This window comes from Streptomyces pluripotens, assembly GCF_000802245.2.
GTDB classification, from domain to species: Bacteria; Actinomycetota; Actinomycetes; order Streptomycetales; family Streptomycetaceae; genus Streptomyces; species Streptomyces pluripotens.
The window spans coordinates 3388842-3415529 of the sequence record NZ_CP021080.1; the positions used below are offsets into that span (position 1 = coordinate 3388842).

A 26688-nucleotide genomic window follows, 5' to 3' on the forward strand; every position below is an offset into this window, starting at 1 on the left:
GACCGGCTCAGACCATCCAGAAGAAGACCGCCGTCATGCGTTTCTCCTCCAGCGTCCTGCCGGAGTAACCGGTCGCGCTGTGCACCAGGTTGGCGTTGTAGAGCAGCAGGCGATTGTACCTGTGGGGGACCCGGACGTCCTCCTCGAAGGCGTCCGGGGTGACGAAGCGGGTACCGAGGGCCTCGACGAGGTTGTTGTGCGGGGCCTGCACGACGTTGCCGCCGAGCCGGCCGCCGGGCAGGTGCTGACGGTAGAAACTGGTGCCGCAGTCCTTGGGCACGTGCGGGTTGAGGTACAGCACGGCCGCGTACCGGCACAATGCGCGGGAATCGGTGTGCGGGCGGGGCTCGCTCTCGCCCTCGCCGACGACCTGGACGCAGTTGTGATTGAGGGTGCCTCCGCCGGGCGCCTGCTGCACCCACAGCTCCTTGGCACCGGTCGCCTTCTTGACCAGCCTTTCGACACGGGCGAGTTCACCCGGTTCGAGGCCGGGCATGGCACGCAGGCCCGGCCACGTCTCGGAGGTGTAGGGGTACCCCTCGACCCAGTCGTCCTTGGCCAGGCAGCGCGCCCGCACGGCATCGACGTCGGGCAGGACGTCGTCCAGCACCCAGTAGTCGCGGCCCTTGGTCGGTTTGCGGTAGGGCAGGACGGGGAGGACGGCAGGCGTTCTGGGGGGTGGGGGCATGCGGCGAATCTAGGCCCGCGTTTCGTCCGGCTTCTCCCGGCGGAGGGTCAACATTTCACCAACCGTTTGTCATGAGCACCAACGGAACGCAATTGCCTGCCGCCACCGGTGTCCGTGCGGGATCGCCGGGATCCCGCCTCGCCCCGGCCCGTCACGTCCTCTGCGGCGGCCGACGGCCCCGAACTGCCCCGGACCGCGGCAGCACGTTCAAGCGAGCCAGACCGTGGTGTCCGGTGGCAGCGTCCCGGCCCGGTCGAACGGCGCGCTGCTCAGCAGGATCTCGCCCGGCGGAAGCGGCACCGGTGTGGCCGTGAGGTTGGCGACGCAGCGCCAGGCCGCCGAGCGGGTGAAGTCCAGGACCCCGGCGGGGGCGTCCTGCGTCCAGGTCAGCGTCTCGCCTTCCAGCAGCCCCCGGCGCAGCTGCAGGGCGGTCCGGTACAGCTCCAGCGTGGAGCCCTCCGTCCCGGTCTGCGCCTCAACCGAGTACGACGCGAACCAGGGCGGCTGCGGCAGCCAGGCGGCGCCGGGACCAAAGCCGTACGACGGTCCCGTCGTCGTCCACGGCAACGGCACCCGGCAGCCGTCGCGCCCCTTGCGGACACGACCGGTCTGCTCCCAGACCGGGTCCTGGAGGACCTCGACGGGCAGGTCGGCGACCTCCGGCAAGCCGAGTTCCTCGCCCTGGTAGAGGTACGAGGAACCGGGCAGCGCAAGCATCAGCAGGGTCGCGGCACGGGCCCGGCACAGCCCCGCCGGCCCGTCGACCGCGGGGGCGCTGCCACCGGACAGCAGCCACGCTCCCGGGTCGGTGCCGGGCGGGAGCATGAGGCGGGAGGCGTGCCGGACGACGTCGTGGTTGGAGAGCACCCAGGTCGCGGAAGCGCCAACGGCACGGGCCGTGGCCAGCGAGTCGGTGATGACCCGGCGAAGTTCGTCCGCGTCCCATCCGGCCTGCAGATGCTCGAAGTTGAAGGCCTGATCGAGTTCGTCGGGGCGGGCGTACAAGGCGCGCCGGGTGCCGGGCACCCAGGCCTCGGCGACTGCGGTACGCCGCGGGCGGTAGGCGTCGAAGACCTTGCGCCAGTCGCGGTAGATCTCGTGGACCTCGTCGCGGTCCCAGTACGGGTGGCTGCCCGGCGGGACGCGCAGCAGGGCCTCCTCCCCGGTGGAACCGATGCCGCCGACGTCCCGCAGCGGCTCGGTGAGGTCCTTGGCCAGGCCGTGGGCGACGTCGATGCGGAAACCGTCGACGCCCCGGTCGGCCCAGAAGCGCAAGGTGGCGCGGAAGCCGGTGCGGACGTCCTCGTTGTCCCAGTTCAGGTCGGGCTGTTCGGGGGCGAAGAGGTGGAGGTACCACTCGCCGTCGGGCGCCCTCTTCCAGGCGCTGCCGCCGAAGACCGACTGCCAGTCGGTGGGCGGCTCTTCACCGTGTTCGCCACGGCCGGGCCGGAAGACGTAGCGGTCCCGGGCCGGGGAGCCGGGAGCGGATCGCAGGGCCTCCTGGAACCACGAATGGAGGTGCGAGGTGTGGTTGGGGACGATGTCGACGAGGACCTTCAGGCCGAGCCGGTGGGCCTGGGCGACCAGGGCGTCGAAGTCGTCCAGGGTGCCGAGGCGTGGGTCGACGTCCCGGTGGTCGGCGACGTCGTAACCGCCGTCAGCGAGCTCGGAGGGATAGAAGGGACTCAGCCACAGGGCGTCGACGCCGAGCGCGGCAAGGTGGTCCAGGCGCCGGGTGATGCCCTTCAGGTCGCCGAGCCCGTCACCGTCGGCGTCGGCGAAACTGCGCGGATACACCTGGTAGACGACGGCCTGGCGCCACCAGTCGGGGTCCTTGGACGAGTGGTCTGCCATGCGGGCTCCCTCCGGTACGGACGACTGTACGGAATCTGTCCACACCGCCCGCAAAGGGAACCTTCGGGCGTTGAAGAGTGAACAACCCCCATGCGCACACGTCGTAGAGGCCGGCCTGGACCCGACGGACATACGGCCCGGCACCACCTGGCACCGCCGCCCGGCGGCCCACCGCCGGACCACCGGGCCGTCCCGTCCTAGGAGCGGGTCACCGTCGCCAGGTACAGCCGCACGTACCGCTCCACGTCCACTTCCAGAGCCACGTCCACCAGGGACTGTTCGCGCTCGCCCTCGTGGATCTCGGATTCGCCGGGACGGGGACGGCGGTCCACGACCGTCTGGCCGCGGGCCGGGCCCTGGGTGAGGCAGACCTCGACCGGCAGCAGACGGGTGGTGATGCCCTGCGGGTCGGCGACCGCGCACACCGCGCCCGCGTCGCCGAGACCGCCCGCCTCCTCTGCCTCGGGGTCACCGCCCGGCGTGGTAGGGCGGTGGGCCAGGAGTTCACCGGCCAGCCGGGTACCGGACTCGGCGCTCGCGCGCAGGCGATGCACCTCGGGGCTGGGAACGACGACCTGCTGGAAGACGTCGAGGCCGTACATCGTGATCGGCACCCCTGCCGTCAGCAGGATCGCCGCCGCCTCCGGGTCGTGCCAGACGTTGAACTCGGCTACCGGGGTGGCGTTGCCGGTGGCCACCGCACCACCCATGAACACGATCCGCTCGATGTTGCGGGTCACCTCGGGGTGGGTGCGCAGCAGCAGGGCGATGTTCGTCAGGGGCGCGGTCGGGACCAGGGTGACCGGGCGGGGCGCGGCAAGGATCTCGCGGCGCAGGAGCGTGACGGCGTCCAGCGCGGCGGCGGCCCGGTTGGGCGGGGGCAGGCCCAGGTCGCCCATGCCGTCGGCACCGTGCACATGGCGGGCCGAACGGGCCGGTTCGAGCAGCGGGCGTTCGGCACCCCGCCCCACCGGGATGTCGGGGGCACCCGCTTGCTCCAGCACGGTCAGGGTGTTGCGGACCACCCCGTCGACGTCCGTGTTCCCGGCCACGCAGGTCACCGCCCGCAGGTCCAGACCCGGGTGGCGTACGGCGAACAGCAGGGCCAGGGCGTCGTCGACACCGGTGTCGCAGTCGATGATCACGGGGATGGGGTGACCGGCCACGGCGGACTCCTTCCGTTGGTCCGACCCTAAGCCGAGCCGTAGCGCTGCGACCGGTACCGATCGTCCATCGAGAGCAGCGGTCACTCCCACAGGACGGTGCCGCGCGCGGCTACCCGGGCGGCGATCCGGCGCAGCAACTCGGAGACGGGGAGTTCCCCTGGGCGCCGACCGTCGCGAAGGCGCACCGCGGCCAGGCCCGCCCCAGCCTCGCGGGCGCCGATCACTGCCTGGTACGGCACCAGGCGCGCCGCCCGGACACGGGCGCCCAGGGTGCCCCGCTCAGGGCCGGCGAGTTCGGCGCGCAGGCCCCGTGCCAGGGCCTGCCGGACCAGCGCGGACGCCTGCTCCACCTGCTCCCCGGCTACCGGCAGCACGACCAGTTGGACCGGGGCCAGCCAAGCCGGGAAGGCTCCGCCGTGCACCTCGATCAGGTGGGCGACGACCCGCTCGACACTGCCGACGATGCTGCGGTGCACCATCACCGGGCGGTGCTTCGCGCCGTCGGCGCCGGTGTAGTGCAGATTGAAGCGGGCGGGCTGGTGGAAGTCGATCTGCACGGTGGACAGGGTGGACTGGCGGCCGGCCGGGTCCGCGATCTGCACGTCGATCTTGGGACCGTAGAAGGCGGCCTCACCCTCCGCCTCCTCATACGCCACCCCGGCCTTGGCGAGAACTTCCCGCAGCAGCGCGATCGACCGGCGCCACAGCTCGGGGTCGGCGACGTACTTCCCGTCCTCGCCCGGCAGCGAGAGGCGGTGGCGCACCGCCTCGATGCCGAGGTCGGCGTAGGCACGGGCGATCAGCTCCAGGGCATCACCGGCCTCCTGCACCGCCTGGCCGAGGGTGCAGAAGACATGTGCGTCGTTGAGGTGGATGGCCCGCACTCGGGTCAGGCCGCCCAGCGCCCCGGACGGTTCGGCCCGGTGCATGCTGCCCAGCTCGGCGAGGCGCAACGGTAGCTCGCGGTAGCTGTGGGAGCGGGAACGGTAGATCAGGGCGTGGTGGGGACAGAGGCTGGGGCGCAGGACCACCTCCCCGGCCTCCCCTGCCTCCCCGGCTTCGTCGGCTTCGTCGGCGCCCAGTTTCATGGGCGGGTACATGTCCTCCCGGTAGTGCTCCCAGTGCCCGGAGATCTCATACAGTTCCCGTTTGCCGAGCGCGGGCGAGTACACGTGCCGGTATCCGGCTGCGCGTTCCGCCTCCCGGATGTACTCCTCCACGGTGTGCCGTACGACCGCCCCGTCAGGCAGCCAGTACGGCAGGCCGGCACCGATCAGCGGGTCGGTGCCGAACAGGCCGAGTTCGCGGCCGAGCTGGCGGTGGTCATGCGGTCGGTCGTTCATCAGGGCTCCTCCGTACGGTGACGGGACGAGGAACCGGGAAGCGCAAGCAGATACGCCGAAGCCCCGGGGCACTCGCCCCGGGGCTTCGATGCTGGTCAGGTGTCAGCGCGCCGGGACGGTCTCCGGCGTCGTCGTGCGCGACGGGCACTGCTGGGCGGGCTGCATGGGCGTGAGCGTAGCGAGGGGTACGGAGGCTGGCCACGCATTTTGGCAGCCCACCTCGCCCGTACCACTCGTCGCCCGTCGCGACCCCGCCCGTCGCGCGCAGGCCCTCGTCACACGAGGCTCCCGTCACCCGTCAGCCCGCGTGTGCCGCGGGCCCTCACCCGGACGGCCCGGAGCGCTGGTGGGGCGGTCCCGGTGGTGTTGCCGTGGGAGCAGGCACCCCCCACCGGATTCCGCCGGCACGCAGCCCAGGAGGCACCCCGATGACGCCCGCGATACGCTCCCGTGCCCTCCCGCTCTCCCTGATCGCCGCAGGCCTGCTCGCCGTCGGTAGCTGCGCCGCCCTCGGCCTGAACCATCCGGCGACCGCGCCACAGCCCCTCCCGACGATCGACCGACCGACCCCGACGCCCAAGGCGTCCGCACGCGCGGACGGCTCCTCGCTCAGCGACGAACAGGCGCGGGCAGCGCTCATCACCCAAGCCGACCTCGGCGCCCCCTGGACCGCGACACACGGCGCAGCCACCTGGCGGGACGGACTACTGAAGGCGACCACCGGGGCCGGGCAGTGCCAGGGGCTGTTGGACGCCCTCTACAGCGACGAGCTCCTGGGCGCCCCAGCCCGGGTCGCCATCGGCTTGGACGACTCCGACACCGACGCCCAGCTGCGCTACCAGATCGGGGCACGCAGCCCGGCCGAGGTCGACTCCACACTGGCCTGGCTGCGGACGATGCCGGTGCAGTGCGCCCGTTTCACGGCCACCACGGACCTCGGGATCGTCGAGGACGTGCAGGTCGTCGACGCCCCGCTGCCAGAGGTCGGGGACGTGCGGCAGGGGCTGCGGATCACCCTCGCCGGTACCACGCCCGACGAACAGGAGACCGTGCTCACCATGGAGGTGGCCGCCGTCCGGGTCGGCACGGACGCCTTCGCCCTCACCAACGGCGGTCTCGGCGAGGTGCCGAACGACGCCACCCAGGCCGCCGTCCAGATCGGCGCGCTGCGCCTGGCCGACGTGCGCAGGCAGGGACGGGCGCAGGTGTGACGGCCGGGTCCTCCGCTGCCGCTCAGGCCGTCCCGTCCGGTACGAGCCCGGCCCGCCGCCACGGGGCACGGGAGTCCGGCAGCGGCGCGGGCGGCTCCTCGCCCTAGGCTCGGTGCTGTGTCACCGGGTGCCCCGTTCACGGTAGTTGTGGACGTTCCCACCGAAGCCTGGGCTGCGCTCCCCACGGGCCCCGGTGCCCTGAGTCAGTCGGAAAGGGCAGCGAGTCCACTCACCACGATGGCGAGGAACACAAGGGCCGCCACCAGGCAGCCGACGCCCGCCAGCGCACCGCCGACCGTCCACGGCTTGGAGGGCGCTTCCCCCTATCCGTTCCGGGTGGGCGCCGACAGTCCGGAATACGCGTCCGGACCGGCATCGATCGGAACGCCGGCCGAATCGACGAAGCGCGTCAGCATGTGGAACCAGGCCATGGTCATGATGGCTTGCGCGGCTTTGTCCTGGCTGCCGTAGTGCGACACGAGTTCCCGCACCTGCGCTGCGTTCAGCTTCGCCTGGGTGCTCATGTCATCCACCATGCGGCAGAGCCGCTGAAACCAGGGGGCCAACCGGTCCAGCTCGTCTTCCAGAACGGCCTGGCTGAGCTCTCGGGAGAGCCCGGCGGCCTCGGCCAGGACGAAGTGCTGCGGGACCTCGTAGTCCGAGGCATTCTGCCGGAATGTCCGCAGGGCGATGACCTCACGGTCTGCACCCGGAATCCAGTCGGGGCCGAACATCACCGACAGCGCCGCCTGGTATTCCCGGACCATGCCGGTCCTCGCGATCATCCGCCACACATTCAGCCGCGGCAACGACGTGAGGAACGCCGCTGTGTCCGCGTCGAGTTCCGAATCCGCGGGCAGATCGAGCTTCGGCAGGTTCTCGGGACGTAGCGAACACATGGATGGCCCTTCCGTCAGCCAGCCTGCGCCTCGGAACGCTCACCCGGTGGAGTTCGCCCGACTCGACACGTCTAAGCCCTGCACCGGACCCACGAGCTGGAAGTGCCGTGCCGGAACGGTGCACCACCCTGTGCCACGGCGTGTTCTCAGCATCGGCCGAAGGCTTGCTGGCACGCTCTTGACACCGAGCGTAGGCAGGAAGCCAGCTCCCGGCCACCGGCGCGACCCGACCGGACGTCCGCCGGCGCCGTGCGACGGGACCGGCGGGAGGACCGGTCGTGCTCGGCCGGACAGGTCCCGGGGGTTCTCACAGCGGCGGCTGGGCCGGCGCCGGACCCAGGGTGGTGGTGCCCGGAGTCGTGCGGTGGCCGAGGCCGGTGCGGTAGGCGTCCAGGGCCGCCTCGATACGGCCCGTACGGCGCAGCAGGTCGCCCAGGAGACGGCACAGGTCCGCCAGGTCGCCGGCGGCACCCGCACGTTCCAGAAGGCTGAGCGCGCGGACGTAGTGCTCTTCGGCAGCCTCGGTGTCCCGGGAGTCCTCGGCGATGATGCCGAGGAGGCGGTGGGCGGCGGCCGCGTGGACGGCGCCGCGTTCGGAGGAGAAGTCGCCCAGCACGCCTTCGAGCAGCTCGGCCGCCTCCGCCGACTTGCCGCGGCGGTGCAGCACGTCGGCCAGTTCGACCGCGGCCTGGCTGCGGTAGAGGGCGGCCCGGGTCTTCGCGAGCATGTCGAGCGCCTGGCGCAACTCCGCTTCGGCGGCCGTCAGCTGACCGTTCTGTGCATGGATGTACCCCCGCATCCAGTGGCAGTTGGCCAGTTCGGTGCGCAGCTGGAGCTGGCGGTAGAGCTCAGCTGCCTTGGCCAGGGAGGCGTCGGCCTCGGCGACACGGCCTTCGGCGAGCAGAGTACGGGCCACCGAGCGGTGCATCCGGGCGACCAGTGCGGGGTCGGCGGCCTGCGGGGCGAGCGCGAGGGCGAATTCGGCGGCCTGGGCGGCACGGGCGTGGGCGCCCATGTCCATGTACGGGCCGATGACACTCGCGTAGAGCAACAGCAAGGCATCGGGGTCGTGCAGGCCACCGCGGTTGAGTTCGTCGAGCGTCGACTCCAAAAGGTAGACCGAGTAACGGAGTTCGCCGGCCAAATAGTGGGAGACGGCGCGTCCGCGCAGGGCTGGCACCCGCATCGGCAGTGGAGTACCGCCCAGTTGCCTCTCGGCCCGCTCGAAGCACTCCCGGGCGCGCTCCAGGTCCCCCGTCTCCAGGGCGCATTCACCGAGACCGAGAAGCGCAGTGGCCTGCTCACGGCCGAGCTCGTGCGTCTCCGCCTCAGCGAGCAGCGCCGTGTACCGCGCCGCCGCCTCCTCGGCCCGGCCGTCGGCGAGGACGCGCTGTGCCTCGGTCAGGCGCAACCGGAGGTCGGTGGCGAGGTGGGCAGGCCGTCCCAGGGCCAGTTCCTCGAAGGCGACCCCGAGGCGGCCCGCAATGTGCCTGAGCGCCTCGTCGGAGGCCCGGGCCCGGCCCGCCTCCAGAGTGGAGATGTAGGCCGGCGTGTAGGCCGGTTCGGCCAGTTGTCGCTGAGTCAGCCCACGCTGGGTGCGTAGGCGTTGCACGCGCCGCCCGATGACCTGCGGATCGTCCCGTTCCTGCATTCCCAGACCCCCCAACTCCCCTGGCACCCCTTGCCGTTCGGTTCCAGCTACCCCTAGGTTAAACGGCGGATTAAGCCTGCTTAATACGCCGCTGTCGTGTTGCGAGGTCACCGTGCCCGGACGTCCATCCGCACCTTACGGACACCACACCCCCGAACCGGCCTTCCCGCGGCTCCGGGGGGCGGGCGGCGGCGCGTCCGCCGCCCGGGGCGTCGCCGCGGCCGTGATCGCCGCGGCGACCCTCATCCTCGCGGCGAACGCGGGCCCGGCCCGCGCAGCGGACACCGCGCCCACGCCGACGGCGGTCGTGCAGCACGCCCGACCCTGACCGACGCCGACCGAGCGCCGACGCACCTGTGCCGCGCCGTCGCCCGACCGGGCAAGGCCGGTTCTGGCCCGGGCCGGGTACTCCCCTCGGGCCCCACCGGGGCTTACGCTGCTCCCGTGGCCTCGACTCCCGCCCGCACCGCGCTCGATCTGACGGCCGACCTGCCGGTCCCGGACCTGGCGGACTTCTACCGCGACCTGCACCGCCACCCCGAACTGTCGCTGCGCGAACACCGCACCGCCGGGAAACTGGCCGACCGGCTGCGGGACACCGGGTTCGAGACCACCGAGGGCGTCGGGGGCACCGGGGTCGTGGGTCGGCTGCGCAACGGGGACGGCCCGACCGTGCTGCTGCGGGCCGACATGGACGCACTGCCGGTCACCGAGACGACCGGACTACCGTACGCCTCCGCGACGGACGGGGTGATGCACGCCTGCGGGCACGATCTGCACGTCACCTGGCTGGCCGGAGCCGCCCGGGCACTGGCCGCCGGGCGGGAGACCTGGCGGGGCACGCTGCTGGTCGTGGGCCAGCCCGCCGAGGAGACCGGGCGGGGCGCGGCCCGGATGGTCGCCGACGGGCTGTACCAGCGCTTCGGCCGCCCGGACGTGCTGCTCGGGCAGCACGCGACCCCCGGTCCGGCGGGCCTGTACCCGCACGTGCCCGGCCTGATCGTGTCGGCCTCGACGGACATCGACATCATGGTGCACGGCCGGGGCGGACACGGCTCGCGCCCGGAGGCGACCGTGGACCCGGTGGTGACCGCCGCCTACCTGGTCACCCGGCTGCAGACAGTGGTGTCCCGGGAGGTCGCCGCGGGTGAGTCCGCCGTGCTGACCGTGGGCCGGATCGAGGCGGGCACCCGACACAACATCATCCCCGCCGAGGCGCGCATCGCGCTGAACCTGCGCACCCAGTCCGAGCAGGTCCGGCAGCGGATGGTGGCCGCGGTCCGGCGCATCACGCACGGCGAGTGCCTGGCAGCCGGCTGCCCGCGCGAGCCCGAGGTGACCGTCGGTGACACCTTCCCGATGACCGTCAACGACGCCGTCACCGACGCTGCGGTGGCCGCCGTGCACGGCGAGGTGTTCGGCGCGGACACGGTGTTCGACCCCGGCCCGGCCATGGGCAGCGAGGACTTCCCCGAGCTCGCGCTCGGTACGATCCCGTACTCGTACTGGTTCGTGACCACCACGCCCGCCGAGGTGTGGGAGCAGGCTCCCGGCGACACCCTTCCGGAGAAGCTGGCGGCCGTGCCGAGCAATCACAGTCCGCGCTTCGCACCCGATCTGTCCACCATCGCCCCGGGCGTCCGCACCCTGGCCTCGGGGGCCCTGGCCCTGTTGTCAGTGGCATGACCTAGTCTTTGGAGCCTCGCCGCACCAGGCACACCGGATACCGGGCCCGACACATCCAGGTCCGGTACCGGAAGCGCCCGGCACTCGGGCGCTTCCGCGTACTTCAAGCTGGGCGCCCCCGGCATCTCCGCGGTGCAGATCACCGGTACGCACAGCCAGGACGTCGGCTGGCACTTCCGGGTCCGCTCGTCGTACATCGATTGGTCCTCCGGTGACCACATGAACTCCACGACGCACGGCCCCTGGAAGTACGTCACCTTCACCAAGTGAGGCCTACTGGGTCTGGAGCTGCCGCAGGTGCCGCTGGACGTTCTCCAGTGCGCCGTTGCGGCGCCCCGGCACCCTGATCCTCACCTCCGCGAGTGCGGGCCCCAGTTCACGGGCCCGCACCGCGTTGGTGATACGGCCCCACTGGTGGTGCGCACGGTCCACGGCCGCCTCCACGGCAGGCGTGTCCGCGGCCTGTCCCGCGGCCAGCCGCACCCCGGCGACCCCCAGCCACGCCCGGCAGCTGCGCGCCGGGTCCCCCGCGAACATCGCGAGGTCGGCACGCACCTCCGACCAGTGCAAGGCGTCTTCGGAGGCCGGTCCGTGCGCCTGTACGGCAGCCCGCTCATACCCGGCGGCCAGCGCGTCGGCCTCGGCGTGCCGCCCGGCCTGGACCGCTGCGCTGATGGCCGCGTGCGGATCGGCGGCCGAAGAGCCCGCGGCGACGCCCCCGCGGTGGGCCAGTACCAGGTCCCCCGGGCCGCTCGCGTCCGCGATCCGCGCCAGCGCCCGCTCGTGCAGAACCTCCAGCGGTGGCCGGTGCCCACTGCGCAGCAACGTGGCCACCGCCTTCATGTACGCCGGCGCGACGGGCCCCCGCCGGGCCGACGTGCGCGGCGCCGGCACGACACGGCCGTGCACGGTGGTGTTGGGGCCGCAGTCGAGCCCTCGTGCGACGACGTACTGCCAGGCCTCCGCATCCGCGTGCAGGTCGGCCACGAGCGCGGTCTGCGCAGCGGAGCGCAGCCTCAATTCCTCCCGGATCCAGTGCCAGGGCAGGGCGGTGTAGCGCACGGTGGCCGCGGTGGTGCGGGCCAGTGCCAGATGCGGTAGGCGCTGGCGGCGGTCCAGGTGGAGCTGGCCGGTGACATACACGGTGAGCGGGCCGGGAGCCGCCGCGGCGGCCCGCAGCCGGGTGAGGACGGCCTGCGGTTCCAGCGGGTCGGCGAGTTCGATCACGTTGGCGGTGTCGCTGCCGGACAGCACGCCGGGGGCGACGGCGGCCAGCACCGGCAGTACACCGGCCGCGTCCACCAGGCGTCCCCGGCCCAGCGGCGCGGCTGCGAGCAGCAGCACGGTTCCTGGCATCGGTCCTCCCCCTGTCGACTCTGCGGGCCCGGTAGACGCGCAGACCCTGTGGTCCTGCCGAACTGCGGGCCCCTGGGACCGGCAGACCCTGTGGATCGGCTCTTCAGCCAGCACCGTAGCCGCTGCGGCTGCAAATCCGCGCCTCAGACCTGCAAACGTCCGCGTTCGGGGGCTTCGCCCGGCGCCACCCGCGTCCGCCGCACGGCGAAGACCGTGGTGTCGTCCGCCAGCCGGCCGCCGCTGTGGTGCAGCACCCCGTCGCGGACCAGGAGTACCAGGCGCTGGGGTTCGACGCGACGCGGATCGGCGGTGACCGCGCGGGCGACCTCGTCGGCCAGCGGATAGAACCTGCCGGAGCGGTCGCGGGCCTCGGTCACCCCGTCGGTGACCAGCAGCAGGGTCTCGTCGACGGCGAGCGGCACCCGGCGCACCGGTGGAAGACCGTCCGCAAGGTCGCCGAGACCAAGCGGCAGCCCGCCGCCGCAGGGCAGCTCGCGGACGCCATTCGGACCGACGGAGAGGGGGGGTTCGTGGCCGAAGTTCACGATCTCGATGGTGCCGGCGACGTCCTCGGGGAAGCCGATCAGCACCGCGGTGGCGAAGCGGTCGCCGTCGTCCCGGCCGAGTGCGGTGGTGTGGAAGCGGTGCCGGAGCATCCGCACCTCCAAGCGTCCGGCGACATCGGCGAGGTCCCTCTCGTGATATCCGGCCTCACGGAAGGTGCCGAGCAGGGCGGCAGCGGTCTCCACCGCGCCCAGGCCCTTGCCCTGCACATCGCCGACGAGCACCCGGGTGCCGTGCGGGCCCGGCTGGATGTCGTAGAAATCGCCGCCGACCCGGGCGTCGACGTCAGCGGCCAGGTACGCCCCGGCCTGTTCCAGGCCGGCCCAGCGGCGCGGGAGCGGGCGCAGCACCGTACGGCGGGTGGTCTCGGCGATGTCCCGGATATGGAGCATCTGCTGTTCCCTGCGTACCCGTACGCCCGCGGCCAGCGTGGCCAGCAGACCGCCGGCGGCCACCAGCACGAAATCGGCCGTCCCGGCCCGGTACTGGTCGGGCCAGGCATTGTCGACGGCGACGTAGGTCAGCACCGACAGCAGGCTGAAGACGGCCGTCGTCCACACCCCGCAGATCGCGGCGGCGATACCGGGGACCAGGACGATCCACGAGACGATCCGGAACTGCTCCGGGGTGTTGAAATCCAGCAGTACGACCCCTGCGAGCAGCAGCAGCGGCGGCACCCAGGTGATGCTCCGGCCGCGTACGCGCAGCAGCTGATGCCGCCGCCCGTACTCCATTTCGATCACGGCGGGCGGCCTCCAGGTTCTTCGGCGTCTTCAGCGAAACACGGGAGCGTAGGCGGCGCATCCGGGCGTCCGTCACCCTGTCGGCCGACTTGCCAGGCCGTGTCCCCAGGTGTGGTCTGGAAGGCGGGGGACGAGAGAGGAGCGCTCTCATGGCTCATGCGGCACCCGCACCCGGCAGAATGTCCCGCCCCGGCCGCCCACCCGACGTTTTCAGCGAGCGCACGCACACGATCGCCCGGATCACCTTCCCGATCGTGCTCGGTCTGATCTACGGCTACTGGGTGGCGGCGGACAACCGTGCCGGCGGCCCCATCACCGGCTGGAACCTGCTGCTCGGCTTCGTCAGCACGCTGGTGTTCGCGGTGGTGTGCTTCGCGCTGCTGGAACTGGCCCCGCGGATGCCGCGGGAACTGCATGCACTGCTGTGGACGGCGTTCGTCGGCTGCGCGTTCGGATTCCTCTACGCCCAGTCCAACGAAAGCATCTGGCGGACGGTGTTGCTGTCCCTGCTGATCTCCGCAGCCACCTTCGTGCCGTTCTTCTACCGCTACTACACGCACGAGGACGCGTTCGGACGACGCATCCGCTGAGCGCGGCCGTGTCCGATGAGGTGTGCGGGTGCATGCGTGGGCCCCGGCCAGAAGGCCGGGGCCCACGCACTCCCCTGTTCTCCCCCGTACCCTCCGGACGCGCTCCGGTCTGCAGGCGCCAAGGACGTCAAAGGAGAAGTAGCGAGCGAGGTAGGGGTGGGGAGGGAGGGCCATGGCCTTTCCCCTCCCTCCCCACCCTCCCCCAACTTTCCCCCGCTTTTCCCCCGCCTTTTCCACGTCCCTCCCCTTGCCCCCTGGTGGCCTCCCCGTGACCCTGATGGCCGCCCCATACCCCCCTGATGCGCCGCTGTTGTCCCCCGAACGCAGTCCTCCCGCTCGCGCACCACCCTCCGGGACCGTTCTCTGGAAACGTGCCCCCACGCCTCAGGAGCGCCCTGTCGGCCGTACTCATCGCCCTGTCCTGCTTCCTCGTGCCGTTCGGCGCGCTGGCGGCCTGGGCTGCGTACGGGCTCACCGACACGGGCCGGTACGTCACCACGATGGCCCCGCTCGCCGCCGACCCGGACGTCCGGGAAGCGGTCGCGGACACGGTCGGCGACGACATCTGGCACGCGGTGGACCAACACCTGGACGTCCGCCCGGCGCGCGCCTCCGTCCGCCCGTTCGTACACGACGCGGTGCGCTCCTTCACCCGGACCCAGGCCTTCCGGTTGGCCTGGGACACCGGCAACCGGGTCACCCACGACGCGATTCTGCGCGCCCTGCGTGAGGAAGACGGGCACGACCGTCCGGTCACCGTCGACCTCGCCCCCGTCACCGCCCAGGTCAAACGCCAGCTCCAGCAGGACCATGTACCGCTCGCCCAGCGCATCCCGGTGCAGCACACCGCGATCGCGGTGCTCCCGGCAGGCGAATTGGCAACGCTCCGAAAGGGATTCCACGTGCTCGAAGTCGCCGCCTTCTGGCTGCCGGTGGCGGCCGTCGCCTTCGCCGTCATCGGTATCGCCCTCGCCGTCCGCCGTCGCCGGGCCATCGCCGCGACCGCGCTGGGCACGGCCCTCGGCGGCGCACTACTCGGCCTCGCCCTCACCGTCGGTCGCGGCCTGACCCTCGCCGGCCTACCCGCCGATGTGCCCCACCCGGCCGCGGGTGCCATCTACGACGCCCTGACCGGCACCCTGCGCACGGTCGCCTGGCTGCTGCTCGGCCTGGGTCTCGCGGTGGCCTGCACCGCCTGGCTCACCCGGTACCTGCGCCCGGCCCGCCACGGGCGACGCGCGCAAGGACCCGCAGGGCCCGCCCCAGCTCCCGTTCAGGGACCGACCCGAGCCCGAGCCTGACCGCGTCCGGCGTACGGCTCGGATCGACCGAGAAGGCCGTACCCGGCGTCACCGCGATCCCGTGCGCCCGCGCGGCGGCCGTGAAGGTGTCCGCCCGCCACGGAGCGGGCAGTTCCCACCAGGCGAAGTAGGCGGCCGGATCGGACCGTACGACGAAACCGGCCAGTTCTCTGGCGGCCAGCCGCTGCCGTCGCCGCGCGTCCCGCCGCTTGGCCGCCACCAGCCGGTCCACCGTTCCGTCCCCGATCCACCGCGTGGCAGCCTCCAACGCGAACCCGGCCGCGCTCCACCCGCCCGACCGTATGGCCCTCCCCACCGCCTCCGTACGTTCCTGTGGTACGACGGTGAACCCGACGGTCAGCCCGGGCGCGACCCGCTTGGACAACCCGTCGACGAGGTGGACGTGGCCCGGTGCGAGCGCGGCTAGGGGAGGCGTGCCGCCCGGGTCCAGGAAGGACCAGATCCGGTCCTCGACCACCGGTATCCCCAGCCTGTGGACGACGCCTGCAAGCTGCTCCAGTCGGCCGGCGCTCACCGTCCGCGAGGTCGGATTGTGTAGCGTCGGTTGCAGGTAGAGGGCGGACAGGGGCGCGCCGAGGTGAACGGCGGCGACGGAGTCGGGCAACGGCCCCTCATCGTCCACGGCGAGTGGCACCAGGGTGATGCCGAGGCGGACCGCGATCTCCTTGACCAGCGGATACGTCAACGGCTCCACACCCACCCGGCCACCCGGGCGCACCAGCGAGGCGAGGGTCGCAGCAATCGCCTGCCGTGCGTTGCCGGCGAACAGAACACGTCCCGGGGCCGGTCTCAAACCCACCTGGGCCAGCAGCGCGGCCACCGCCTCCCGGGCGGCCGGGGAACCCGCCGCCGCGGCGGGCTGCAACGCCCGGCCGAGTTCCTCCGGCCGCAGCAGAGACGCCAGGGCCGGGGCCAACAGCTCCGACTGGCCTTCGGCGCTCGGGTAGTTGAGTTCCAGGTTCACGGGCACGGCATTGGCCGCTGCCTCGGCCAGGGTATGCCCGGGTTGCCCGTCCGGATCGGTAGCGCGCACGAACGTACCGCGCCCGACCTCCCCCACCACCAGTCCGCGGCGCACGAGTTCGGCATAGACCCGCCCCGCGGTCGAGGGTGCCATCCCATGCCGCCGGGCGAACACCCGCTGTGGAGGGAGCCGTTGCCCCGGCCGGAGCCGTCCGCCAGTGATGTCCTGCGCGATCCGGTCGGCAATGCGCCGGTAGTCGTCCACCCGTCGTCCCCCTGTCGTCCTGCCCGCCTGGCCGGCCCGGCGCCCCTGATTGCACCGAGGGCAAAGATCTTATTGCACCGAGAAGTTGGGGAACCTAGGGTCGCCCTCATGCGCCCCCTCCTTGTACACGACGTCCGCTGCGCCTCCGGTGAGCGCGAAGAGCCCGAAGCCCTGACGCGCACTCCCCTCCTCCTCGTCCACGGCCATCCCTTCGACCGCACGATGTGGCAGCCGCAGCTGACGCGGTTCTCAGCGGACCGCCGGGTGATCGCCCCCGACCTGCGCGGCTACGGCGCGTCCCCGGTAACCCCCGGCACCGTCCCACTCTCCCGCCACGCCCAGGACATCGGTGACCTACTGGACTCCCTTCAGGTGGACACCTGCGTCCTCGCCGGCCTGTCCATGGGCGGCCAGATCGCCATGGAGTGCTACGCCCGCTACGGCGACCGGATACGGGGCCTGGTCCTCGCCGACACCTTCCCCGCCGCCGAGACACCCGAGGGCAGGCGGAGCCGTTACGCGATGGCCGACCGACTGCTCGCCGAGGGCATGCGGGGCTATGCCGACGAGGTACTGGAGAGGATGGTCGCCCCGTACGCGCATCCCGACGTCAAGGCCCATGTGCACCGCATGATGACGGCCACCTCCCCGCAAGGCGCCGCCGCGGCTCTGCGCGGCCGGGCCGAACGCCCCGACTACCGGGCCCTGCTGACCGCGGTCGGCGTACCCGGGCTCGTCATCACCGGCGCCGACGACACCTACACCCCCGTCTCCGACGCCGAGGTGATGCACGCGGCCCTGCCTGACTCAGAACTGCACGTCATCGAGGGCGCGGCCCATCTGCCGAACCTGGAACGGCCAGCGGAGTTCAACCGAGTACTCGGGGACTTCCTGGCGCGGCTCGACGGGTGACCATAGGCTCGCTCCCGTGACCCGACGCCCCGCACGCAGGCTCGGCGCCTGGTGTGCCGGGCTGATGCTAGCCGGCGTGAGCGCGGTCGCCGGCTGCCGTGCGGCCGACACCGACGGCATCACCCCGATACCCCAATTGCTCGCCTTCCTGCCCTGGCTGCTCCTGCCCACCGGCGTCGCCCTGCTCTGCGCGCTGCTCGCCCGCTGGTGGACCGGCCTGGTCTGGGGAGTCGCCGTCCTCGGACTGCTCGCCTGGTACCTGGAACCGTACGGCAGGGTCGCCGATTCCAACGGACTGCCCCTCGCCTCCCTCCGCGTGCTCACCTCGAACGTCGAGTTCGGTCGCGGCACCCCGGCCCTGGTGCCCATCGTCCGCGACCAGCACCCGGACGTGGTGTTCGTTGAGGAGTGCGAGTACACCTGTCAGGCCACCCTGAACCGCGAGTTCGCGACCAGTCACCCCTACCGGCAGGCGGTGCGCGCGGCCGGCTCCCGCGGCTCCCTGATCCTGAGCCGCTTCCCGCTCAAGCCGAGCGCCGGCGTCCGGGGCACCATGGGCATGCCCGGCGCGGTGGCCGATGTACACGGCCACACCGTACGCCTCCAGCTCGCCCATCCCATGCCCCCGCTGCCGCACCAACTCGGTCTGTGGAGCAGTGAACTCGGCAGGCTCCACGACTTCGCCGCAGCGGACACCCGTACTCCCACCATCCTCGCGGGCGACTTCAACGCCTCCCAGGACCACGCTGCCTTCCGCCGCATCCTGGACACCGGCCTGACCGACGCGGCCCGTCTCGCCGACCATGACCGCACGCCCAGCTGGCCCTCACGCACCGCCTCCGTGATCGGCACGCAGATCGACCACGTCCTGCTCTCCCCGGACTTCACCGCAACCAGCGCCCGCTTCCTCCGGGTGGCCGGCAGCGACCACCGCGCACTCGTCGTGGACCTCGCCCTCCACCAGCGCGCTTGACCTCGCCCTGCGAAGCGGTCCGGCCCGGTGACCGCGCGGAGGCAACCGGGGACAGGCCCCAAACGGCTCCGAGCCAGCCAGGACAAGGCCGCCATAATGGGCACATGTCCCGCGAGTTCCCCATCGGCCTCACCCCTCCCGACTGGCTGGTCCGGAACCTCCGCACCACGAAGGCACCCATCAACCGGGCCGCGGCTGTCCGGGCCTCGCTCGCCATGACGCTGCCCCTGGTGATCGGATTCGCGGCCGAACGTCCCGCATACGGAGCGCTCGCCTCCATCGGCGCCTTGAACGGCGTCATCGGCGACACCGCCGACGCCTACCGCATGCGCGTCATCCAGCTCGCCGTGCCCCAACTCGTCGGTGCGATCGGCATCATCCTCGGCTCCCTGGTGTACGGCCGGGGCTGGTACGCGGTCGCCGTGGTCACCGGTGTCGCACTGCTGTCCGGGATGATCTCCACGATCGGCGCGGTGGCCTCCGTATCGGGCCTGCTACTGCTACTGAACGCCGTGATCGGCGCCGGGCTCCCGCTCCCCGGCGCCTGGTGGCTGGCCCCCGCCCTGTTGACCGGCGGCGGACTGCTGGTCCTGGCGCTCGCCCTGCTCGCCTGGCCGCTGCGAGCGGGAGTGCCGGAGCGGGTGTCGGTCGCCACCACCTACCGGAGGGTCGCCGACCTGCTCGCCGCCTGCGGTGATCCGGACCGCTACCCGTCCGTCCGGTTCGGCGTCACCCAGTCCTTGAACCAGGCGTACGACCTGATCCTCGCCCACCGCGCCCGCCACCACGGCCGGAGCCGTGAACTCACACGGCTGCTCGCCCAGTTGAACGCTGTCACCCCCGTCGTGGAGGCGGCTCCCGCCGTCCACCTCACCGGCCGGCCGCTCCCACCAGAGGTCCCCGAGGCAGTGCGACGACTGGCCCACACCGTCCAGACCGGCCGCACGGGTCCACCGGGGGTGCCGAGCCTCCCCGCCCCCACCACCGAGACGGCCCGCGCCGTCGAGCACGCCCTCCGGCACGCCGCCGCCGTGGTCACCGCCCCGGACATCGATCCGGGCGGCGTCGACGAGCGCATCGGCCGACCGGCCGCGCTCGGCGTCCGCGCCGCCCGCGCGGCCCGCAACGTCGTCCTGTCCGCCCACTCCTGGCGCTACGGTCTGCGCCTGGCCGTCTGCATCGGGTGTGCGCAGGCCCTCGTCTCGCTGATTCCCGTCCCCCGCTCCTACTGGGTGGCTCTGACCGTCACCTTCGTCCTCAAACCCGATTTCGGCTCGGTGTTCTCCCGCGCCCTGCTGCGCGCACTGGGCACGGTGGCCGGTCTGGTGATCGCAGCGGCGGTCCTGGCCGAGGTGCCCCCCGGTTGGGCGGACGTTCCCGTCATGCTGGTCCTGGCCCCACTGATCCCGGTCCTGACCCCACGCGGCTACGGCTACCAGACGGCGGCCATCACCCCGGTGATCCTGCTCCTCTCCGACCTGCTGAGCCACCAGGGCACCGCCCTGCTGCTCCCCCGTCTGCTGGACTCCCTCATGGGCTGTGCGATCGCTCTGATCGCCGGCTATCTGCTCTGGCCGGAGAGCTGGCACACCCGGGTCGGCGACCGCCTGGCGGACGCGGTGGCGGACACGGCGGTGTACGTGGAGGCGGCTTTCGGCGCGGGCATCGACACGGCGGCCCGCGCCCGGATGCGCCGCCGCCTCTACCGCGACCTGTCCTCCATCCGTACGGAATTCCAGCGGGCCCTGACCGAACCCCCACCCACCGGTCGGCGCGCCGCCGCCTGGTGGCCACTGGTCGTCGCCGTGGAACGTATCGTCGACGCGACGACGGCGGCCCGGGTCCGCGTCCGCCACGGCGCCCCGGCCCCGTCTGCCGCCGAGATCCACCAGGTGTCCCAAGAGCTCCGCGCGCTGTCGGAGGGGGTCCGCCGGTCGGAAACCCTCGTGGCGGTCCGGACGCACCTGACGGGCCCCTCGGACAGCGTGCTGGAATCTCTACGGCAGGAGGTGGCGGCGGCGAGAGCGATCACGACACCGCATTGACAGCTCCACCACCGGCCGCGACCCGACTCTGGGCCGCTAACCTTACGTGTCCGTCCTGGCCAGGGATTGACGGGCACCAACTCACGCGAAGGGTTGCGCACATGGGCATTCTCACTCTCCTGCGGAACGCATTCGGCCGAGGGCGCAAGGCGCGCACCGCCGAGGCAGAGGGTGCGGAACTCCCCGCGCCGACCTCGGAACCGGTGGCACCGGCCTCCCAGCCCACCGGGGATGCAGAGGCGAGTGCCTCCATCCCCCAGCCCGCCGGGACCCCCGAGACGATCCCTTCCCTTCCCGAACCCACCAGGGACGCGGAGGCAAGCCCGTCCGACCTCGAACCCACCAGGGACGCGGAGGCAAGCCCGTCCGTCCCCGAACCCACCAGGGACGCGGAGGCAAGCCCGTCCGTCCCCGAACCCACCAGGGACGCGGAGGCAAGCCCGTCCGTCCCCGAACCCCGCCAGGCGGACTCCGACGAGCACGAACTGGTGGCTGCGGCCTTCGGCAACGTCCAGGTCCCCCGCCAGGTGGAGGCGGACCAGCGGGAAGCCGGGCCGAGGGAAACGGGGCCGGAGGAATCGCGGTCGGGGGAGCAAACCGCGGCCGAGGCCGAGGTGAGCCCCGAGAAGACCGGGCAGAAGACCGGGGACGGCACCCCGGCAGCGGAGCGGCCCGAGGCTGCGCAGGAGTCGGAGGCACCGGCCGGAGCGCTGCAGACACCGCATGCACCGGCCGTGACCTCTCCGGAGCCGACGGCGCCCGAGAGTGGAGCGGCACCGGAACCGATCGCCGCGACGGCAACCGAACCGGAAGCACCGGCCGAGCCCGAGGTGGCCGCACCAGAAGCCGCAGCCGAACCCAAGGTGATCGAACCCGAACCCACTGAACCGGACGCGGAACCGGAACCGGACGTCACACCAGAGCCCAGGGCAGCCGAGGAGCCCGTGCCGACCACGGCCGCTGTGTCCGCCGCACCCACCGAACCGACGACGGTCCCGCAGACCGCCCCCGCGGAGCACATCCCGCAGGGGACCCCCGTGCCCGCCGACGAGAGCCGCACCAGCGGTACGGGGGACACCAACACCGTTGCCGAGGAAGAGGCAGGCACGGAAGAGGCAGGCACGGAGACCAAGCCCAAGTCCGCCGTCTCCCTCCCCAAGGTCAGGACCCGCGCCCCCTCCCTCACCACCGCCTACAAGGCCGCCACCGCCGCCCTCAGGAAGACCCGCCTGACCGGCACCCGCGCCAAGCTCTACCTCGTCCTCGACCGCTCCGCGAGCATGCGCGCGTACTACAAGGACGGTTCGGTCCAGGCTCTCGCCGACCAGGCCCTCGCCCTCGCCGCCCACCTGGACCCGCAGGCCACGGTCCACGTCGTCTTCTTCTCCACGGACGTCGACGGCACCACCGACCTCGCCCTCACGCCGGACCACGAGACGAAGATCGACGATGTGCACGCGGGCCTCGGCCGCATGGGCCGTACCAGCTACCACGCCGCTGTGGAGGCCGTGCTCACCCACTACGAGAAGAACGCTGACCCCGCCACCCCCGCCTTGGTGATCTTCCAGACCGACGGTGCCCCCGACGCCAAGACCCCCGCCACCCGGTCCCTCACCGAAGCGGCCGGGAACCACCCCTCCGTGTTCTTCTCCTTCGTGGCCTTCGGCGAGCACGACAACAAGGCCTTCGACTACCTCCGCAAGCTGAAGAGCAGCAACACGTCGTTCTTCCACGCGGGACCCACCCCCCGCGAACTCACCGACACGGAGCTGTACGACGGCCTCCTGGCCTCCTGGCGCCCCTGAGACCCGGCCGGGGGTGGGCCGCCGCCATCGGTCCACCCCCCGAAACGCAGGTGAGTCGATCTTCACGAGGCCAGTAGGATCTCGACCTATGGCGGCCACTGGATCCGAGAAGCAGGGTGAAAAGGCGTACTACGTCACCACCCCCATTTATTACGTCAACGACGCTCCTCACCTGGGCCACGCCTATACGACCGTCGCAGGCGACGTGCTCACCCGCTGGCACCGTCAGCGCGGCGAGAAGGTGTGGTACCTCACCGGCACGGACGAGCACGGTCAGAAGATCATGCGCACGGCCGACGCGAACGGGATCACCCCCCAGGAGTGGGCGGACAAACTCGTCAACGAAGCATGGAAGCCCCTCTGGGAACACCTGGAGATCGCGAACGACGACTTCATCCGCACCACGCAGCAGCGCCACACCGACCGCGTCCAGGAATTCGTGCAGGACCTGTACGACAAGGGCGAGATCTACAAGGGCGGCTACGAGGGGCCGTACTGCGTGGGCTGCGAGGAGTACAAGCTGCAGGGCGAGCTGGTCGACGGCGACGGTGAATTCGCAGGCCAGAAGCTATGTCCCATCCACAAGAAGCCCGTGGAGATCCTCAGCGAGGAGAATTACTTCTTCCGTCTGAGCGAGTACGGCGACAAGCTCCTCGCCCACTACGAGGCGAACCCCGGCTTCATCCAGCCGGAGTCGGCGCGCAACGAGGTCGTGAACTTCGTCCGCCAGGGCCTGCAGGACCTCTCCATCTCCCGCTCGACCTTCGACTGGGGCATCCCGATCCCCTGGGACGACAAGCACGTGATCTACGTGTGGGTCGACGCGCTCCTGAACTACGCGACGGCAGTCGGCTACAACGAGAACCAGGAGAAGTTCGAGGCCACCTTCCCGGCCGACGTCCACCTGGTCGGCAAGGACATCCTCCGCTTCCACGCGGTGATCTGGCCGGCGATGCTGATGGCACAGGGCCTGCCGCTGCCGGGCAGGATCGCCGCGAACGGCTGGCTGATGGTCGGCGGCGAGAAGATGTCCAAGTCCAACCTGACCGGCATCAAGCCGCAGGACCTGACCTCGCACTTCGGCGTGGACGCGTACCGCTGGTACTTCCTGCGGGCGATCGCCTTCGGTCAGGACGGCTCGTTCTCCTGGGAGGACTTCTCGGCCCGCTACACGAGCGAGCTGGCGAACGACTACGGCAACCTCGCGTCCCGGGTGGCCGCCATGGTCGGCAAGTACTTCGGCGGCTCCCTGCCCGGGGCTGCGGCCGACGGCGAGGCGGAGGAGGCGGTCCGCCAGGGCCTCGCCAAGGTCGTCACGGAAGCCGACCGGAAGATCGGTGAGGAACTGGACTTCCAGGGCGGCATTCTCGCCGTCTTCGACTTCGTCAAGCAGGTGAACGGCTACATCACGGAGCAGGAGCCGTGGAAGGTGGCCAAGGACGAGTCACCGGAGGGCAGGGCCCGCCTGGCCACGATCCTCTACACGGCGGCGGAGTCCCTTCGCGCGATCGCCGTCCTGCTGAACCCCGTCATGCCAGAGACCTCCCAGAAGCTGTGGGACTCCCTCGGGGCCGGGGCGACCCTGGGCTCCCTCGCAGACCAGAAGGTCCAGTCGGCCGGCGAGTGGGGCCGGCTGCCGGCGGGTTCCACGGTCACCAAGGGCGCGGTGCTCTTCCCGCGTCTGGAGGAGAAGCCGAGCGCGTAGCAAGCGCATCCGCGGACGTTCGGCGTGGGCCCGGGAACCCCGTGGGGGCTCTCGGGCCCACGCTGTTCCCCACCCCCCGCCTGCTGCCCCTGCCCCGAGCGGTCAGCGGTCCGGCGCCCACCTGTGCGGCGGGGCCGGCGGGGCTGGCCGCCATGGCGGGCCGGTTGGACGGGAACCGGCGCAAAGAGGCTCCCCGTGGGCCGGGGCCAGGCCACAGCGCAGTGGGTGCGAGGACCTGCTCGCCCAGGACTCCGACGCCGCGCCGCCATCAGCCTGAAGTGAGCGCCGGGGCGGGGCACCCGCGCGACTCCCCCCGGTTCTGGCAAAGTACTGATGCCGTGAACATCCCCGAACCCCACCGACGGCTCCTCGCGGACGTGGTCACCGCAGGCAGCCCGTACGGGCTGGTCCTCGCCGGCGGATACGCCCTGCAGGCGCACGGTCTGCTCCGCCGCCCGCACACCGACCTGGACTTCGCCACGGAGAGCGCCGAGGCGATGGACCGGATCGCCGGTGCCGTCGGCTCGACGCTGGAAGCGCGGGGGCGGCAGGTACGTACCGGACCCGTCAACGTGCTCACCGTCCGACTGACCGTCACGGACCCGCCCAGCGGCGAAACCTGTGCCCTCGCGCTGCACAAGGAGGCCTTCTGGCAGCCGCCGGAACTCACCGAGTACGGCCCGGCCCTCTCCCTTGAGGACGCCGTCGGCACCAAGATCCGCGCGTTGTACGACCGGGGCGCGGCCGTCGATCTCATCGACGCGCGGGCCGCCGCCTCCCGGTTCTCCCTCCCGGACCTGGAGGAACTGGGCCGCCGGCATGCCCACGACCCTTTCGACCTGCCCACTCTCCAGTCCCGGCTGACCGGCACGGACTTCTACGCGGACGCCGATTTCCTCCGGTACGGCTTGACGGAACCACAGGTCACAGCCCTGCGTGCCTGGGCACAGCACTGGTCCGACGACATCGCCGAGCGGTTGCTGGAGGACGGTGCGTCCCCGGACACGCAGGGCGAAGGAGACGAGGAAGGTGAACAGGAGGAGTGGGCGGGACCATAGCGTCGAAGCCGTCGCCGGCCTTCATAGACGACTGTGCGCGCCGATCCATCGGATCGACTCCGAGGGATCGGCGCGCACAGCGGGGCCGTAGTACCGGTTCGGTTTACTTCGGCTGCGGCCTGCGGATGTTCAGGTGCAGCTCACGCAGGCGGGACTCGTCCAGCTCGGTCGGGGCACCCATCATCAGGTCCTGGGCGTTGCCGTTGAGCGGGAAGGCGATCGTCTCGCGGATGTTGGGTTCGTCCGCGAGGAGCATGACGATACGGTCCACGCCGGGCGCGATGCCACCGTGCGGCGGGGCCCCGAAGCGGAACGCGCGGAGCATGCCCGCGAACTTCTCCTCGACGGTGTCACGGTCATAGCCCGCGATCTCGAAGGCCTTCAGCATGATGTCCGGCTCGTGGTTCCGGATGGCGCCGGAAGACAGCTCGACACCGTTGCAGACGATGTCGTACTGCCAGCCCAGGATGTCCAGCGGGTCCTGGGTCTCCAGGGCCTCCAGGCCGCCCTGCGGCATCGAGAAGGGGTTGTGGGAGAAGTCGATCGCTCCGGTGTCCTCGTCCTTCTCGTACATCGGGAAGTCCACGATCCAGCAGAAGCGGAAGACGTCCTCCTCGAACTGGCCGGCCCGCTTGGCGGCCTCCACCCGGACGGCTCCCATGACCTTCGAGACCTCGTCGTACTCGCCCGCGCCGAAGAAGACGGCGTGGCCGGAGGCCAGGGAGAGCCGCTTGGTCAGTTCCGCGACGTTCTCCTCGGTGAGGAACTTCGCGATCGGACCGGAGAGCGAGCCGTCCTCGGCCACCCGTACCCAGGCCAGGCCCTTGGCGCCCTGCTCGACGGCGTACTCACCGAGCTGATCGAAGAACTTACGGGGCTGGGAGGCGACGTCCGGCACCGCCAGCGCACGCACGTGCTTGCCCGCGAACGCCTTGAACTCCGAGCCCTCGAAGACATCGGTGATGTCCACCAGCTCCAGCTTGGCGCGCAGGTCCGGCTTGTCGGAGCCGTACTTCAGCATCGCCTCCCGGAACGGGATGCGCGGGAAGGGGGAGGTGACGTGGCGGCCACCGCCGAACTCCTCGAAGAGTTCCGTCATCAGCTGCTCGATCGGCTGGAAGATGTCCTCCTGCTCGACGAAGGACATCTCCACGTCGAGCTGGTAGAACTCGCCCGGCGAACGGTCCGCACGGGCGTCCTCGTCACGGAAGCAGGGCGCGATCTGGAAGTACCGGTCGAAGCCGGAGATCATCAGCAGTTGCTTGAACTGCTGCGGTGCCTGCGGCAGCGCATAGAACCTGCCCGGGTGCACACGGGAGGGGACCACGTAGTCGCGAGCACCCTCGGGGGACGTGGCGGACAGGATCGGCGTCGCCATCTCGTTGAAGCCCATCGCCGCCATCTTGTGCCGCATCGCCGAGATCACGGCCGTACGCAGCATGATGTTGCGGTGCATGCGCTCGCGGCGCAGGTCCAGGAAGCGGTACTCCAGGCGCCGCTCCTCGTTGACCCCGTCCTCGGTGTTGATGGTGAAGGGCAGCGGCGCAGCAGCGCCCAGCAGCTCGACGTCGGCGACCTCGACCTCGATCTCGCCGGTCGGAAGGTCGGGGTTCACGTTCTCGGTTCCACGTGAAACAACCGTGCCGTCGACGCGGACCGTGGACTCCTTGGAAATCGTGTCCAGAGCCTCGTACGCAGGGGTACCGGGGCGGGCGACCAGCTGCGTGATGCCGTGGTGGTCGCGCAGATCGATGAAGAGGATGCCGCCCAGGTCGCGCCGATTGTGCAGCCAGCCACTCAGCCGAACGTCGGTGCCGACGTCAGAGGCGCGGAGCTGGCCGCAGGTGTGGGACCTGTACCGGTGCATCGTCGTTCATCGTCCTTCGTGG

General features: G+C 71.5%; 22 protein-coding genes. 12 read left to right on the top strand and 10 right to left on the bottom strand.

Annotation, left to right across the window (positions count from 1 at the left end):
• Window positions 1–7: 7 nt before the first annotated feature.
• The 4 genes from LK06_RS15200 to thrS form a co-directional block, all read right to left on the bottom strand.
• Entirely contained in the window at window positions 8–688 is a 681-nt protein-coding gene (locus LK06_RS15200; protein WP_039653552.1) for a DUF6445 family protein, read from the bottom strand.
• 207 nt (window positions 689–895) lie between these two features.
• On the bottom strand, window positions 896–2542 hold the full coding sequence (locus LK06_RS15205) for a glycoside hydrolase family 13 protein (protein WP_043404682.1): 1647 nt from the start codon (window positions 2540–2542) through the stop codon (window positions 896–898).
• 197 nt (window positions 2543–2739) lie between these two features.
• Complete coding sequence (locus LK06_RS15210; protein ID WP_039653556.1) at window positions 2740–3708, bottom strand: nucleoside hydrolase; 969 nt, start codon at window positions 3706–3708, stop codon at window positions 2740–2742.
• Window positions 3709–3788: 80 nt separating this feature from the next.
• On the bottom strand, window positions 3789–5051 hold the full coding sequence (thrS, locus tag LK06_RS15215) for a threonine--tRNA ligase (protein ID WP_043434468.1): 1263 nt from the start codon (window positions 5049–5051) through the stop codon (window positions 3789–3791).
• Between the two features lie 428 nt (window positions 5052–5479).
• On the opposite strand from thrS, the gene LK06_RS15220 reads away from it, so the two are divergent.
• Window positions 5480–6262, top strand: coding sequence for a hypothetical protein (locus LK06_RS15220; protein ID WP_039653559.1), 783 nt, complete (start codon window positions 5480–5482; stop codon window positions 6260–6262).
• A gap of 323 nt (window positions 6263–6585) precedes the next feature.
• Here LK06_RS15220 and LK06_RS15225 read toward each other — a convergent pair whose 3' ends face one another.
• Both LK06_RS15225 and LK06_RS15230 read right to left on the bottom strand, forming a co-directional pair.
• Window positions 6586–7161, bottom strand: coding sequence for a carboxymuconolactone decarboxylase family protein (locus tag LK06_RS15225; protein WP_043434465.1), 576 nt, complete (start codon window positions 7159–7161; stop codon window positions 6586–6588).
• Between the two features lie 307 nt (window positions 7162–7468).
• Entirely contained in the window at window positions 7469–8812 is a 1344-nt protein-coding gene (locus LK06_RS15230; protein WP_039653562.1) for a helix-turn-helix domain-containing protein, read from the bottom strand.
• Window positions 8813–8924: 112 nt separating this feature from the next.
• Between LK06_RS15230 and LK06_RS15235 the strand changes: the two genes are divergently transcribed.
• The 3 genes from LK06_RS15235 (at window position 8925) to LK06_RS33200 (ending at window position 10768) form a co-directional block, all read left to right on the top strand.
• Window positions 8925–9140 (top strand): hypothetical protein, encoded by a 216-nt coding sequence (locus LK06_RS15235; protein ID WP_052269970.1) that lies wholly within the window; start codon window positions 8925–8927, stop codon window positions 9138–9140.
• Between the two features lie 116 nt (window positions 9141–9256).
• Window positions 9257–10498 carry an amidohydrolase gene (locus LK06_RS15240; RefSeq protein WP_039653732.1) on the top strand — a complete coding sequence of 414 codons (1242 nt, stop codon included), beginning with the start codon at window positions 9257–9259 and terminating at the stop codon, window positions 10496–10498.
• Between the two features lie 132 nt (window positions 10499–10630).
• A complete protein-coding gene (locus LK06_RS33200) occupies window positions 10631–10768 on the top strand; it encodes a hypothetical protein (protein WP_159025131.1) in 138 nt (45 codons plus the stop codon).
• Window positions 10769–10771: 3 nt separating this feature from the next.
• Here LK06_RS33200 and LK06_RS15245 read toward each other — a convergent pair whose 3' ends face one another.
• A complete protein-coding gene (locus tag LK06_RS15245; RefSeq protein ID WP_039653564.1) occupies window positions 10772–11854 on the bottom strand; it encodes a hypothetical protein in 1083 nt (360 codons plus the stop codon).
• A gap of 143 nt (window positions 11855–11997) precedes the next feature.
• A complete protein-coding gene (locus tag LK06_RS15250; RefSeq protein ID WP_052318984.1) occupies window positions 11998–13152 on the bottom strand; it encodes a PP2C family protein-serine/threonine phosphatase in 1155 nt (384 codons plus the stop codon).
• Between the two features lie 158 nt (window positions 13153–13310).
• Here LK06_RS15250 and LK06_RS15255 point away from each other — a divergent pair, with 158 nt between their 5' ends.
• Entirely contained in the window at window positions 13311–13751 is a 441-nt protein-coding gene (locus tag LK06_RS15255) for a hypothetical protein (protein WP_039653567.1), read from the top strand.
• Between the two features lie 371 nt (window positions 13752–14122).
• A complete protein-coding gene (locus LK06_RS15260) occupies window positions 14123–15052 on the top strand; it encodes a hypothetical protein (protein WP_039653568.1) in 930 nt (309 codons plus the stop codon).
• On the opposite strand, the gene LK06_RS15265 is transcribed toward LK06_RS15260, so the two are convergent.
• Window positions 14952–16301, bottom strand: coding sequence for an aminotransferase-like domain-containing protein (locus LK06_RS15265; protein ID WP_039653570.1), 1350 nt, complete (start codon window positions 16299–16301; stop codon window positions 14952–14954). The genes LK06_RS15260 and LK06_RS15265 overlap by 101 nt on opposite strands.
• A 108-nt stretch (window positions 16302–16409) precedes the next feature.
• Between LK06_RS15265 and LK06_RS15270 the strand changes: the two genes are divergently transcribed.
• The 6 genes from LK06_RS15270 (at window position 16410) to LK06_RS15295 (ending at window position 24799) form a co-directional block, all read left to right on the top strand.
• Window positions 16410–17213, top strand: coding sequence for an alpha/beta fold hydrolase (locus LK06_RS15270; RefSeq protein WP_039653571.1), 804 nt, complete (start codon window positions 16410–16412; stop codon window positions 17211–17213).
• 64 nt (window positions 17214–17277) lie between these two features.
• Window positions 17278–18186: an endonuclease/exonuclease/phosphatase family protein gene (locus LK06_RS15275; RefSeq protein WP_078858973.1), complete on the top strand. Its 909-nt coding sequence runs from the start codon at window positions 17278–17280 to the stop codon at window positions 18184–18186.
• A 104-nt stretch (window positions 18187–18290) separates the two neighbouring features.
• On the top strand, window positions 18291–20231 hold the full coding sequence (locus tag LK06_RS15280) for an FUSC family protein (protein WP_039653574.1): 1941 nt from the start codon (window positions 18291–18293) through the stop codon (window positions 20229–20231).
• Between the two features lie 101 nt (window positions 20232–20332).
• Window positions 20333–22036 (top strand): VWA domain-containing protein, encoded by a 1704-nt coding sequence (locus LK06_RS15285; RefSeq protein ID WP_043434457.1) that lies wholly within the window; start codon window positions 20333–20335, stop codon window positions 22034–22036.
• Between the two features lie 88 nt (window positions 22037–22124).
• Window positions 22125–23741, top strand: coding sequence for a methionine--tRNA ligase (gene metG, locus LK06_RS15290; protein WP_043404694.1), 1617 nt, complete (start codon window positions 22125–22127; stop codon window positions 23739–23741).
• 338 nt (window positions 23742–24079) lie between these two features.
• Window positions 24080–24799, top strand: coding sequence for a nucleotidyl transferase AbiEii/AbiGii toxin family protein (locus LK06_RS15295; RefSeq protein WP_039653577.1), 720 nt, complete (start codon window positions 24080–24082; stop codon window positions 24797–24799).
• 103 nt (window positions 24800–24902) lie between these two features.
• On the opposite strand, the gene aspS is transcribed toward LK06_RS15295, so the two are convergent.
• Window positions 24903–26666, bottom strand: coding sequence for an aspartate--tRNA ligase (aspS, locus tag LK06_RS15300; RefSeq protein ID WP_039653578.1), 1764 nt, complete (start codon window positions 26664–26666; stop codon window positions 24903–24905).
• Window positions 26667–26688: the final 22 nt, after the last annotated feature.